General features: G+C 39.8%; 12 protein-coding genes. 1 reads left to right on the top strand and 11 read right to left on the bottom strand.

Features of this window, described 5'->3' with window-relative positions:
• Positions 1-826 precede the first annotated feature (826 nt).
• Positions 827-2,086, top strand: coding sequence for an ISL3 family transposase (locus JOC31_RS03395; RefSeq protein ID WP_205016778.1), 1,260 nt, complete (start codon positions 827-829; stop codon positions 2,084-2,086).
• A gap of 67 nt (positions 2,087-2,153) precedes the next feature.
• On the opposite strand, the gene ftsH is transcribed toward JOC31_RS03395, so the two are convergent.
• The 11 genes from ftsH to pth form a co-directional block, all read right to left on the bottom strand.
• On the bottom strand, positions 2,154-4,127 hold the full coding sequence (gene ftsH, locus JOC31_RS03390) for an ATP-dependent zinc metalloprotease FtsH (RefSeq protein WP_205016777.1): 1,974 nt from the start codon (positions 4,125-4,127) through the stop codon (positions 2,154-2,156).
• 21 nt (positions 4,128-4,148) lie between these two features.
• On the bottom strand, positions 4,149-4,691 hold the full coding sequence (gene hpt, locus JOC31_RS03385; RefSeq protein WP_205016776.1) for a hypoxanthine phosphoribosyltransferase: 543 nt from the start codon (positions 4,689-4,691) through the stop codon (positions 4,149-4,151).
• Between the two features lie 4 nt (positions 4,692-4,695).
• Positions 4,696-5,976, bottom strand: a complete 1,281-nt coding sequence (gene tilS, locus JOC31_RS03380; protein WP_205016780.1) for a tRNA lysidine(34) synthetase TilS — start codon at positions 5,974-5,976, stop codon at positions 4,696-4,698.
• Complete coding sequence (locus JOC31_RS03375; RefSeq protein ID WP_205016775.1) at positions 5,973-7,262, bottom strand: serine hydrolase; 1,290 nt, start codon at positions 7,260-7,262, stop codon at positions 5,973-5,975. The genes tilS and JOC31_RS03375 overlap by 4 nt, the downstream gene beginning before the upstream one ends.
• An 8-nt stretch (positions 7,263-7,270) precedes the next feature.
• Entirely contained in the window at positions 7,271-7,384 is a 114-nt protein-coding gene (locus tag JOC31_RS03370; RefSeq protein WP_205016774.1) for an SP_0009 family protein, read from the bottom strand.
• Positions 7,384-7,761: an FtsB family cell division protein gene (locus tag JOC31_RS03365; RefSeq protein ID WP_205016773.1), complete on the bottom strand. Its 378-nt coding sequence runs from the start codon at positions 7,759-7,761 to the stop codon at positions 7,384-7,386. Before JOC31_RS03365 ends, JOC31_RS03370 begins: the two co-directional genes overlap by 1 nt.
• On the bottom strand, positions 7,742-8,020 hold the full coding sequence (locus JOC31_RS03360) for a S4 domain-containing protein (protein ID WP_205016772.1): 279 nt from the start codon (positions 8,018-8,020) through the stop codon (positions 7,742-7,744). Before JOC31_RS03360 ends, JOC31_RS03365 begins: the two co-directional genes overlap by 20 nt.
• A gap of 120 nt (positions 8,021-8,140) precedes the next feature.
• Entirely contained in the window at positions 8,141-8,695 is a 555-nt protein-coding gene (locus JOC31_RS03355; protein ID WP_205016771.1) for a helix-turn-helix domain-containing protein, read from the bottom strand.
• Between the two features lie 243 nt (positions 8,696-8,938).
• Positions 8,939-9,655, bottom strand: a complete 717-nt coding sequence (locus JOC31_RS03350) for a class I SAM-dependent methyltransferase (RefSeq protein WP_205016770.1) — start codon at positions 9,653-9,655, stop codon at positions 8,939-8,941.
• A 141-nt stretch (positions 9,656-9,796) separates the two neighbouring features.
• Positions 9,797-13,309 (bottom strand): transcription-repair coupling factor, encoded by a 3,513-nt coding sequence (gene mfd / locus JOC31_RS03345; RefSeq protein ID WP_205016769.1) that lies wholly within the window; start codon positions 13,307-13,309, stop codon positions 9,797-9,799.
• Entirely contained in the window at positions 13,302-13,871 is a 570-nt protein-coding gene (gene pth / locus JOC31_RS03340) for an aminoacyl-tRNA hydrolase (protein WP_205016768.1), read from the bottom strand. Before pth ends, mfd begins: the two co-directional genes overlap by 8 nt.
• Positions 13,872-13,980: the final 109 nt, after the last annotated feature.

Below are 13,980 nucleotides of genomic sequence, written 5' to 3'. Positions count from 1 at the left end.
TTTAAAAGTTTTTTCTAAGCTTGTGCTCCTATGAGACAACCTATTCAGTATATCATCTCTAGTAGTTCTTGTCAACTACTTCTGATGACTTTTTTTCTGGTACTCTCAACAGAACTTCATTAGTATAGCAAATCTTTTACCTCGCTGTCAACTACTTTTTATTACTTTTTTTAAATCCACTGGTAATTAAGTGGTTAAAGCAAACATTATCCATGTAGATACTTTTAAAGTAATTCTTCTTAATGGTTATTAACTGAGATATCTTTTCCTTTCATCACTACTAAAATGAATTGTAAATTAACTCAGCCATAGCCACAGATGGAGTCCATTTGATAACCTAAATTAATCTTCTAGAAAGTGTGATTACATCAGCTAATACTGTTACTGTTCTAGCTAAAGTATAGTCCCCATAAAAATAGCTATCAGATATTACATCTAGTTGTGTCTAGTGTATAGTACCTGTTAGAACTCCAGTAACAGTGATGCGAAGTAGTAACCTAATAGTTGGTAAAGTGATAATTATTTTAGAAACTAGTTTTCAACTATTTTACCTCATCTACTCACGTAAAAATAAATTCAAACTTCGAGAAAACAGGAATATATAGTTACTTGGCTTGCTACTTCCATCCTTCTTTCAGTAAAATAGCTATCAGAAAATGACGTTCTACATTAGTGTATATCTTGGAAACAGAATAGATAATTTCGGCTCTATAATATCTGTAGTGGGTAAATCTCATTCAGATATTGTAGGGCTTTTTGACGGTATGAAAAAAGTCCCACATGACTTATAATGAAAAGCGACTAAACCATCATTAGAAAGTGTCACATGGAACTACAACATTATATCAAAGAATCACTCAATATTAAAGACCCTAACATCATTTTTGATGACAAAATGGAAACACATTCCACACACAGAGAATACCATGCCAAATTGGATTACAACCCTCCTAAATGTCCTGCTTGTCAAGGACAGATGGCTAAGTACGATTTCCAGAAACCTTGTAAGATCCCCTACCTTGAAACGGTGGGCTTCAAAGTTCTCATCCGCCTTAAAAAGCGTCGTTTCAAATGCAAAGCCTGTGGCAAAATGACCATCGCTAAGACGTCTCTGGTTAGGGAAAATCATCAGATTCCAAACATCATTAACCACAAAATCACTGAAAAACTCATGAGTCGTGAGGCCATGACTAAAATTGCAAATAACCTCTCTGTATCCGTCTCAACGGTTTATCGACAACTAGACCGCCATGAGTGTCAAACTGACTTAAACCGCTTGCCTCAAGTCATGTCTTGGGATGAGTATGCTTTTAAAAAAGGGAAAATGAGTTTCATTGCCCAAGATTTCGACTCCAACAAAATTATCGCTATCCTTGACGGACGAACTCAAGCTGTCATCAAAGACCACTTCTTGCGCTACTCTCTCAAGGTTCGTAGACGCGTCAAAGTCATTACCATGGACATGTTTAGTCCCTACTACGATATCGCGAAGTCCCTCTTTCCTAACGCGAAAATTGTTCTTGATCGTTTCCACATCATCCAAAATTTGTCCCGTGCCATGAACCGTTTTCGCATTCAAATCATGAACCAATTTGACCGTAGATCCCAAGAGTATCGAGCCTTGAAACGTTATTGGAAGCTCATTCAGCAGGATAGTCGAAAGCTTAGTGATAAACGGTTTTACCATCCAACCTTCCGCATGCACTTGACCAATCACGAGATTGTCAAACGTCTTTTGAGCTACTCTGACCAGCTAAAGCAACACTATGAACTCTACCAGTGTCTCCTCTTTCATTTTCAAGAAAAGCAAGTGGATCACTTCTTCGGCCTCATTTCAGATACCATCAAGGAGGTTAGTCCTATCTTCAAGACTGTTTTTTCAACCTTCCTCAAAGACCAGGACAAGATCATCAATGCAATGAAGCTCCCTTATTCCAACGCCAAGCTGGAGGCTACTAACAATCTCATCAAAGTCATTAAGCGCAACGCTTTTGGTTTTAGGAACTTTAAAAACTTCAAAAAACGGATTCTCATCGCTTTAAACATGCAAAAAGAGAGAACCAATCTGATTCTCTCTCGCTGCTGATTATAAGTCAACCCACTACAGTTGACAAAGAGCCTTAACAAAAAGACACCCACAAGTGTCTTTTTTGTTATTCATCTGATGCTGTTTGATCAGTATCCATTTTCTCTTTTACTTCTTCAAAGCTTAATGGATGTAACTCTTCAGTCGTTTCATCAACTTCGTTTGGCATCTTACCTGTTTCAAAAATTGATTTAATTTGCGCAGCATCCAAAGTTTCGTACTTCAATAGTGCTTCTGCAATCAACTGATGCGTTTCACGATTTCCATTGATAATTTCAACCGCTTTATCATGAGCTTCTGTAAGTAAGCTACGAATTTCTTGATCAATTAACTGAGCTGTTTCTTGTGAATATGATTTTTCTGGTGATGCTTGACCTGCCATCATAGCATGGTTTCCTTCATATTGAACAGGTCCTAGCTTGTCACTCATACCATATTCAGTAACCATTGCACGCGCCATAGCTGTTGCTTGTTCAAAGTCATTTGATGCACCTGAAGTTTGGACATTAAATATGATTTCTTCTGCAACACGTCCACCCATAAGACCTGCTAATTGTTCTTTCATCTCGTCTTTAGAAAGAAGCATTTGATCTTCTTTTGGAAGAGAAATCATGTAGCCGCCTGCACGTCCACGAGGTACAATAGTAACCTTATGGACATCTCGTGCGCTTGATAGAATAAGACCAACAATTGTGTGACCTGCTTCATGATAAGCTACTACTCGACGTTCTTTATCAGAAACTTTCTTATCCTTCTTAGACGGACCTGCGATAACACGGTCCTCCGCTTCATCAATATCAGAAGCGTCAATAACATCCTTATTACGACGAGCTGCTACAAGAGCTGCTTCATTCAAAACATTTTCAAGGTCAGCACCTACAAAACCTGGAGTTTGCTGAGCAACTACCTTCAAATTCACATCATCTGCCAATGGTTTATTTTTAGCATGAACACGAAGAATAGCTTCACGCCCCTTGACATCCGGACGACCGACCAGAACTTTACGGTCAAAACGACCTGGGCGAAGAAGTGCTGGATCAAGAACATCTGAGCGGTTAGTAGCAGCAATAACAATGATGCTCTCATTGCCTTCAAATCCATCCATCTCAATCAAGAGTTGGTTGAGGGTTTGCTCACGTTCATCATTACCTCCACCCATGCCTGCGCCACGACGACGACCTACAGCATCGATTTCATCGATAAAAATAATAGCACGTTCTGCTTTTTTAGCATCCTCAAATAGAGAGCGTACACGGCTCGCACCGACCCCTACAAACATCTCTACAAAGTCAGAACCTGAAATTGAAAAGAAAGGAACTCCTGCCTCTCCAGCGACTGCTTTTGCAAGAAGTGTTTTACCAGTTCCCGGAGGCCCTTCAAGAAGGACACCTGCTGGAATACGAGCACCCAAGGCTTTATATTTCTTAGGATTTTTTAGGAAATCAACAACTTCGACAAGCTCTTGCTTTTCTTCTTCTGCTCCAGCTACGTCTGAGAAGCGAACTTTAACTTCACCTTGACTTTGAGACTTAGCTCTATTTTTACCAAAGCTCATAGCTCCTCGACTTCCGCCTTGGTTCATCATGATGAAGAGAGCAGCGATAATAACAAATGGGACAAAGCTAACAAGATATGAAATCCAAACACCACTTGAACTTTCTGGAACAACTTTGACATCTACATCCGCATCATTAGCAGCTGATTGCAGAGAATCAAGTGTTGATGTTGATCCTAGAGTAACTGAAGTGAAGTACTTAACTTCTTGTGTTGTTCCTGATAAAAAGCTGAGACTTGTACTCGTTTTAGATTTTTGTGCTTTCTTATACTCACCTGAAATCTCAACAATACTTCCATTTGGTTGATAAGTGACCTTTTTAACGTCACCTTCTTTAATTTCTTTTACAAGCTCTGAATAGCTAATTTCTTGGCTTTGTTTTGTACTTCCACTAAAATAATACTGAAACCCTGTAACGACGGCAACAATAACTAAAATATAGAGAAAGGGATTTTTCACAAAGCCGTTATTTTTTTTATTATTCATCTCTATCTAACGACCTTCTTTTTATTTTGTATAGACTTCTTCTTTAAGAACCCCTACATATGGTAAGTTACGATAGTTCTCAGCGTAGTCTAAACCAAATCCAACGATAAATTCGTTTGGTACATTGTAGCAAACATAGTCTGCATCAATCTCAACTACACGCCCTTCGGGCTTGTCGAATAACGTCGCAATTTTGACTGAATTTGCCTTACGGTATTTGAACATGTCACGTAGGTAAAGAAGTGTGCGACCTGTATCGATGATATCCTCGATAAAGATAACATCACGACCTTCAATATTGGTATCGACGTCTTTCAAAATCTTTACTTCACCACTACTTGTTGTACCACCGTGGTAGCTTGAAACAACCATAAAATCAAGCTCGATGTGAGTGTCGATGTGCTTGATTAATTCAGCCATAAAAGGAACTGATCCTTTTAAAACACCAACTAAAAGAGGATTTTTCCCTTCGTAATCCTTGGTTAACTGTGCTCCTAACTCTTTAGTTTTGGCAACAATGTCCTCTTCTGAGTAGAGAACTTTTTTAATATCTTGTTCTAACATGCTTTCACCATTCTTCTTTTTGAATATACAGTTTAGCTCTCATTATATCATTTTTAACGTCGTTTCTCAAATAAGTTCTACCATTTGCTATGACAAAAATGATTTCTCCTTCTTGCTCTCCAACAATAGCTCTGGAACGTTCGGAAAGAGGGATTTTTTCATCAATGAATAGACGTCTTAGCTTCTTACGTCCATTAGCTAGTTGTAAGTAGTCTCCTGGTTGGCGATGACGTAAGATTAAGCTTGTTTCAAATGGCAAAAGAATCGTCTCATATCTAGACCCCGAGCTTTGTTCTAATGCCAATCGAAACAGATAGCCTGAATACTGACAGCTTTCTCCATAGTCTAACACACACCAATCATCTGAACTATCCGTCTCTAGACCGATTTTAATAATTTGATAGCGTTGGTAATCTTTTACCAATCGATAATCTTGTTTCAAATGACCTACATAATTGCCTGGTCTTTGTAAAAGGTGTAAGACGTCTTTAAATTGAGATTTCGTTAGCTGCAAATCAGAGATTGTTTCTAAATATTGCTCTAACAAAATGCTTTGAATAGCAGGGGTTTGACTCCTAAAAATAGCTAAATCCTGACCGTCAATCCCTTTAGTCAAATCGGTCAAAGCTTCCTTCCAAGTGATAACCTGCTCAGACAAAGAGATCAACTGTGACCTCAGTTGAGGATTTTCTGTCTCCAAAATAGGTAAGTAGGACTGTCTCACTCGATTTCTAAAATAAACTGGTGAGTGATTGCTACTATCTTCAAAATGAATGATATTAGGTAAATCAGACTTAGATAAACTTAAAAATGGACGAATCAGCTGACCGCCAGCAAAAGGCTGAACTTCTCTAATTCCAATCAGGTGCCTCAAATGACTTCCTCTAATCAATCGCATCAAAATAGTCTCTGCTTGATCATCCCTATGATGAGCTGTTACTAATGCCGTATAGCCTTCTGTTTGCATCACACGTGCAAAAAATGCATATCGAAAATCACGCGCAGCCTTTTCAGAAAAATCTCCTTGAAAATCTGCTACAAAGATGGGAATCTTATGTTCGGTCGCCCAGTTACGTATGAAGGATTCTTCTTGATCTGATTGAACTCTTTGATGATGATTAACATGGGCAATAGCAAGGTCAATGCCAAATGTTTTTTGATACTGATTTAAGAAGGCTAGGAGATTCATTGAATCAATCCCTGTCGAAACGGCTACGAGAACCTTGCGATGATTTTTGAAAAACTGTTTTGGTTTTATAAGTTGATAAATCTTTGAATACATTATTTGAGAATAGCATAGACATCATCTGCAATAGCAGTAATGTCATCATAACTTGCTCTATCGGTGAAGATAGATAGAATGAAAGGAGAATCCGTGTAAACGATAGCGACATCATGTTTAAAGTCATAGGCATCTCCAATCTTATGTGCCACAGGTTTATCGATATTTTTAGAGATACGACTTCCATCAAAATCTGTCTGAGAGAGGTAACTGATGATTCTACCATTTTGACGATAAATAGCTTCCATCATCAATCCTGCCTTCTCAGAAGAGGCCTCTCTGCTCTTCATGTCCCATTTACTACCCAAAACGTCTTTAATCGTTTTCTGATAAGATTTATCAAATTGACCTGTTACATAATAAGCAAGGATGTTGCTAGCAACATTATCAGAGTGTTGCGTGACGTCCTCGAGCAAGGTTTCAACAGAGTAGTGATTACCATCGGCAGTTTTACTAAGATAGCCACTTCCGCTAGGATCATAAGCACCTGAAAAGGTATTGACTTCTGGAATATAGTCATACTGAGTATTCAGTATGATTGCCCCTTTATCAAGCATTACTTGGGTATAATAGAGAATCGGTAGTTTGGTTACACTAGCAGAATACATCTCTTCTGTTTGATTAATGCCAGCTGTTTTACCTGTCTGAACTTGTTTAACATAGATAGAATAATTATCTTGATTATACTTCTGAGACAAAACCTCTTGTACCCGATCCATACGCGTATCACTTTCTGATAACTGGCTCTCATGAACCCAACCGTAACCGCTGTACTTGTAGTAGGTCCCCGAAAAGGTCTCTGCTTTTTCCGTTGCTAGAAATCTAGTATAGGCAGCTACTGGATGACTTGAAGTCCCCACACCAGAAACATAAGGAGAAGCAAATGTTGTGACCTCAGACTTGGTCCAAAGCTCCTCTGATACAGTTTCTCTACTGTAAACCGTATCATTGTAAACAAGTAAATTTGAAGCCTCTACGTAAGTACCATTTTCAAGTTGAAACACAGACTGGCCTTGGTCATTGATGCGTAAATCTGTTATTTGAAAAGGAATATTCGGCAATAACACAGAAGAAACCTGAGTCAAATCACTATCTGAATAAGTCAATGTAGCTTTAAAAACATTGGGATGATCCAAAATTTTTTGAAATCTTGTTAACTTTTGAAGTCCCTGATCTTGTAGTAGGGCTTTTTCCTCTCTGGTCATAACAAATGGAATGTCACTACCATCAAGATGCAAGGATACTAAAAAAAGGGGAAGGCTCACTAGCAGTGCTAAGAATTTCTTCATTGTTCCCCTCACTTGTATATGGGTTCTTCTTCTCGAAGGTCTTGATTTTTCTTAGATAGGTCCTCAAGTTTCTGATCAGAATACTCTAAGAACTTTTCAACTGTTTCGATAATATTTTCCATTATTGTGGCACCAATTCAGGTAAGAGGTAGATTGTCTCACCAGTGACTGAATAGTAATACTTGGCACGCGCATACTTAGCAACATAGTCGCTATCCTTGAGACTTGTAGCTAAAGCCTTCTTGGCAGTGACCTGGGTCTGGAGTTTCTTGTAGTCTGCGTTCAGACTGACCACCTGTTTTTCTTGCTTTTTCAGATTTTGGTAACCTGATACCAGATTATAGGTAGGTAAGATAAATAAGAGCATGACAAAAAGCATTACCCAACCCATGAAACGATTGCGGCGTTTAGTCTCTTCCTCTTCATAACGCTTGCGCTGATTCTCATCTTGAATATAGGTATTATTCAATTGAACAATACTAGGCTTCTTCTTGGGCATCTGCTTCTATCCTTGTTTCGCTGATGATTTCATACATTTTACCAGCGTCTTCTTTCTTAGTGCTATCTTTCATTTCTAGCACACGCACAGTCAAAAGTTTATTTCCAAAGCGGACTTCCACTTCATCACCGATTTTCAAATCTGTCGATGATTTAGCAAGAATACCATTGACCTTGATACGCCCCTTATCTGCGACCTCTTTAGCCACAGGACGACGCTTGATGATACGTGATACTTTCAGATACTTGTCTAATCTCACACTTGTCACTTCCTTCTCTTTAGATTAACTTCCTTATTTTAGCATTTTTTTGAAAAAATAGCAGAGCTGACCACCATTTGTCAACAGAATGTAAAAGAGAGCCTCAAGAGACTCCCTTAGTTACCAGAAAAGCAAAGCTGAAACGACTGTACCGATAAAGAAAATCCCCCAGAGAGCAACTAGCAACCCAATGGTAAACCAGAGCTCTCTGGACAGGCTAGGCTTCACCTGCTTTTCAGGATTGATAAAGTTGAGAATATCAGTGTAGGTCTTCAATTCTTGATTTTTCATGATGTAAAATATCTGAAAAGCTGAATGGACAACTGGTATAGCTAGAAAACTGAGTAAAACGTATATCTGTCTTCCATTTAGTAAAAACCTCGTAGGTAGAGCTACTGAAAAGAGAAACCAAGAAATCCCCCCAATAATGAGCCATTTCTTAAACTGCGACTTGTTGACCTGATCTTTCATAATAGTCACATCTCCTTTGATAAGATTATCTAAGGTGACATCGAAAAATGTCGCTATCAGCAAAAGAGAATTGATGTCAGGATAGGTTTTTCCTCTTTCCCAGTTGGATATTGTTTGACGTGAAACATAGAGTTTCTCAGCCAATTCTTCTTGGGATAGATTTCTTTCCTTCCTCAATTCAACCAAACGATTGTGTAGTTCCATTTCGACCTCCTTGATAACTTTAGCTTACTCGCTTTACCATCAGTTTACCACATAAGGTCTTTGACAAGCCAGTACATTCCTTGTCAAAAGTCTTTGACAGACTGGTATAATCAGCTTTTTAGAGATAGTAAACGAAAATCCCAGCTCAAATGAACTGGGATTTTCAGGAGATTTTTATGAAAAAGAAAAGTTTTAGGATGGTTATAGTATATAAAGCCTTGCTTAAAGTTTTCTTAAGGAACTTTATTTTTGATTGATTAACCAGATATGTTGTAGAAAGCTGATGTCTTTATAAGGTTTTAAATCACAGACTGCTAGTTCCATCTCGGTCATCTGCTCTAGCCATCCCTCTTCCAGTTTCACATCATTAGGCTGCAGGCTATAAAAAGTTCGGATGGCTTGATAACCTTCCATCGGTAATTGTGTCAATTCCAGTAAATCTTCAATTGTGTAAGTTTCTCCTTGCGAAAATGAGACACTCTCAAATGCTTCACCCTCCAAAAGTTTTAAGGCTTTATCAACATCATTGGCAAAAACGACTGTCTGCATCACTTTACCAACTTGATTATGTTTGATAATAGATAAACGACCGTTTGGTTTAACTAAACGTTTAAAATGATTCAGATAAGTTAACCGTTCTTCTAGGGGAATGTATTCCAGAACATTATGACAAAGTAAAAGGTCAAAGCTATCATCTGCCAATTTTTCAAGTTGGTCAAGACTACCTAACAATTTCTCATAGTTGGTCACTTTTTGGGGTTCTAGCATCTCCTCATTGGGTTCAATAGCGGTGACTTGATTTTTCTCAGCTAAATAAGAACTAACCAAACCAAGACCCGCTCCAAAATCGAGAACCGTTTGGTTTTCAATAGCACTCAACTGGGAAAAGGTAATGTCGTACTGAATTTTTCCCCAAGGCTGAGCCAACATTTGACGGTAACTTTCTAAATTAACAGTCATATCTTCTCCTTTTCTACTTCCTCATCAGTATAGCACAAAAAGAAAGCCTCAGCTCAAACGAACTGGGACTTTCAGGAGATTTTTATGAAAAAGAAAAGTTTTAGGATGCTTATAGTATATAAACTCTTGCTTAAAATTTCCTTAAACTTCCGAATGATTTTCTTTTCTGACTTTGATGTCTGCAAAAGCTTGTCCAAACTGAATAAGCTCTTCGAGGATTTCATAGTCTTTTTTGTTTTTGATGTCAAAGATGACTTCCATCTTGCCTTTGTCTTCACTAATTCGAGCCTTGAGACTTGTTTTTGACAAGGCTTCAAAATAATCCTGCGTGAGGAAAAGTGCCTGCGCAGCTTTTTCAAAACGAACAGTGATATGCTGCGCTTTACGTTCAACAAGCTCTACAAACAAAGTGTCCATATAAGACTTAACTAAACCAATCTCAAGCAGGTAGGCTACTTGATCTGGGTACTCTCCAAATCGATCCATAATCTCTTCTTGGAGATTCTCATAGTCTGATCGTGATTCAATTTCACGAATACGCTTGTAAATCTCAATTTTTTGACGCTCATCATCGATGTAGTCACTTGGGAGATAGGCATCAATCTGAAGGTTGATTTCAGCATTACCTTTACGTCGTGCCTGAGACTTACCTTGTTTCTTGGCAATGGCTTCTTCCAATAGTTGCGAATACATCTCAAATCCCACGGAATCAATAAAACCGCTCTGCGATGCTCCCAAGATATTCCCCGCCCCACGGATAGACAAATCGCGCATGGCAATCTTGAAGCCAGAGCCTAGCTCAGTGAAACCTTTGATGGCATCGAGGCGTTTTTCAGAAATCTCTGTTAAAATCTTGTCTGGACGGTACATGAGATAGGCGTAAGCAATACGATTGGAACGTCCAACACGTCCTCTGAGCTGATACAAGGTCGACAGCCCCATATGGTCGGCATTTTCAATGAACAGCGTATTGACGTTTGAAATATCCACCCCAGTCTCGATAATGGTCGTCGCTACCAAGACGTCATAAGCTCCTGCAATAAAGTCCATGAGGGTATTTTCAAGAACAACCTCACTCATCTGACCATGAACAAAACCAATGGAAGCCTCTGGCACCAGCTCCTGCAATTCGGACACTTTCTGCTCAATGGTTTCCACTTTGTTGTAAACGTAAAAAATCTGACCACCACGATCCATTTCACGGATAATCGCTTCACGCACCAAACCAGGATTAGTCTCCATAACATAGGTCTGAACGGGATAACGGTTGGTCGGTGGGGTCTCAATCACAGATAAGTCTCTAATCCCCAGCATTGACATATGCAAGGTACGTGGAATTGGCGTGGCTGTCAGAGTCAGGACATCGACCTTACTCTTCAAGGTTTTAAGCGTTTCCTTGTGTTTAACGCCAAAACGTTGCTCCTCGTCAATGACAATCAATCCCAAGTCCGCAAACTGAACATCTTTAGACAAAAGGCGGTGGGTGCCGATGATGATATCGACCTGACCTTTGGCTAGCTTTTCAAGGGTCTCTGTCTGCTCCTTCTTACTCTGAAAGCGACTCATAACCGCCACGTTGACCGCATAGTTCTCAAAACGCTCTTTGAAGTTATTGTAATGCTGCTGGGCAAGGACTGTTGTCGGTACCAAGACAGCAACTTGCTTATTATCATTGACCGCCTTGAAAGCAGCCCGCATAGCCACCTCTGTCTTACCAAAACCGACATCACCCACCAAAAGGCGATCCATAGGCTTATCGAGCTGCATATCCTGTTTGATTTCATCAATGGAGCGGAGCTGGTCTTCTGTCTCGGCATAGGGAAAGTCCTCGTCAAACTCTCTTTGATTGTCGTCATCTGGTGAAAAAGCAAAGCCCTTGAGCTGACTACGTTCAGCATAGAGTTTGAGCAAGTCATCCGCAATATCCTCAACTTGCTTACTGACTTTCTGCTTGGTCTTTTGGAAACGACCGTCGTTGAGTTTATTGATTTTAGGCTCTTTGCCATCAGCTGATACGTACTTGGACAAGCTCTCAATCTGCTCAACAGGAAGAGATATCGTCGAGGCGTCTTGATACTGGATGGTCAAATAATCACGATGAACACCTTGAATCTCAATGGTCTCAATTCCCAAAAATCGTCCGATACCATGAACATGGTGGACGACATAGTCGCCTTTTTCCAGCTCATTGTAGTCTTTAAGACGCTCGGCATTACTGACATGCTGACGGCGAATGCGACGCTTGACTTTCTTGTGGAAAATCTCTTTTTCTGTCATCAAAACGAGCTTTTGATCGGCAAAGTAAAAACCGTTGGACAGGTGGCCCAGCACCAGCTGAGCCTTCCCTTGCAGTAAATCATCGCTCTCTACAATCGGCAGATCCAAACCGTATTCCTGCAAGGTTTCTTGTAATTTCTCCAATTCTTGCTTGGAAGAGGATTGAATCAAAACAGTGGCACGATTTTTTTGATAACGATTGACCTCATCAACCAAGAGCGGAAATTGGTTGAAAAACTCCTGCATGGCATACTGGGTGAAATTGTAAACTTTGTCAAATTTGAGATTTCCCAAACCTTTATGAAAATTGGAAAAGAAGGTCGCAGGCTGATAGGAGCGAAGCTGCTGATAAACATCTGCAAAGTAAGTCAAATCAGAAACAGCTCTCTCTTGGTGCAACTCCTCTGTTAAATAATTAGCCACTTCCAAATCAAAGCGAGCATTATGATCCACCAATTTTTGGAAATCATCAAAGAAAATCGGTGCCCCCTTAGGCACATAGTCCAAGAGACTATATGGCTTGTCGTAAAAATAAGAGAGGAATTTACGGATGTCTTTATGCTGATGACCATCCTCTGTGACCGATAAAATCTCTGACAAATAAGCGTGTAAAGAAGTATCACCATCGCTCTTTTGTAGGGCTTTTTCCAAGGCTTTTTGACCACGCGCAAAATCATCACCCGTCAAAACCAGTTCTTCTGCTGGGGAAAGCGAGATAGCTTCTAGATTTTCCAAAGACTTCTGCGTCTCCACATCAAAGAGACGAATACCATCTACCTCATCACCAAAAAACTCAATGCGAAAGGCTTGATCGCTACGGCTATCATAAATATCTAGAATGTCCCCACGACGGCTAAATTCTCCAGGACTCATCACCTGACCAACCTTGTCATAACCCATATTGGTTAACTGACAGCTCAAACTCTCTAAATTATAATCTGTTCCCACTTCTAGGGAAATCAGCTGTGCACGATAATCTTCTGGGTGAGGCAAAAGCACACGTAAGCCAACCAGATTGACCAGCAAAATTCCTTCCGCACTATCATTCAGCAAAAAGTTCAAAGCCTCAACACGAGAGATAGCCTTATCCTTTGAAGACACAATGAACTCGGCTGCAGCGATATCATCTGCAAAAAAGTGGTAAACCTTATCTTCTCCGACTAAGGGACTCAAATCCGCAGCTAAATTTTCAGCCTCATGTTGAGTTGAGGTCACAAGAACAAGTTTGCCACCATTGGTCCTAAATGCTGATGCAATAGCAAGCGTCTTAGAACTCCCAGAAAATCCCATAACCAACTGACGCCCTAAAAGACTAACCTTTTCTTGCCATTCCTCAAGATCCTTATGTTGGGCAAATAAATCAAGAATATCAGCCATTATAACGCCTCATGGTATCCTCAAAATCAGATGTTTTGAGATAATGCTCAACCGCATCAAGGACCTTATCTAAGGTATGACCAATAGTGATATAATCATCCGTATCAAATTTTCCAAGAACATGATTGACTACCGTCATGCCATTCTTAGGACGTCCAATACCGATTTTAATGCGGTCAAATTCCTGTGTTCCAATCTCAGCAATGATCGACTTAATCCCATTGTGACCACCTGCAGAACCTTTTTGACGAAAACGAATTTTGCCCACTTCCATGTCCAGATCATCATAAATAACGATAAAATCTTCTACTGCGATATTGTAGTAAGCCAGAAGGGCACGCACAGCAACTCCTGACAAATTCATGAAAGTCGTCGGCTTAACCAGATAGACCTTCTCACCATTGATGAAAGTACTACCTACCTCTGCCTTAAAATTCTTTTCCTCCGTGAATGCAACGCCAAACGCCTTAGCCATCAAATCAAGCGCCATAAAACCAACATTATGCTTGGTCTCATGATATTTGGAACCTGGATTTCCAAGACCAACAATCAGTTTTACCATTTTAAACCTCTCTAAATACCAAAAGGAGAGTGGGACAAAAATCGTCGTTTTCGGTTGCTGACCTGAAACAGTCTATCCCCAGACCATTTCACTCCCACCTCCGCATAGC

The organism is Streptococcus saliviloxodontae (genome assembly GCF_016908655.1).
In the GTDB taxonomy this organism is placed as follows: Bacteria; Bacillota; Bacilli; order Lactobacillales; family Streptococcaceae; genus Streptococcus; species Streptococcus saliviloxodontae.
The sequence above is the reverse complement of the archived record's forward strand: the minus strand, read 5'-3'. Positions and strand labels throughout refer to the sequence as shown.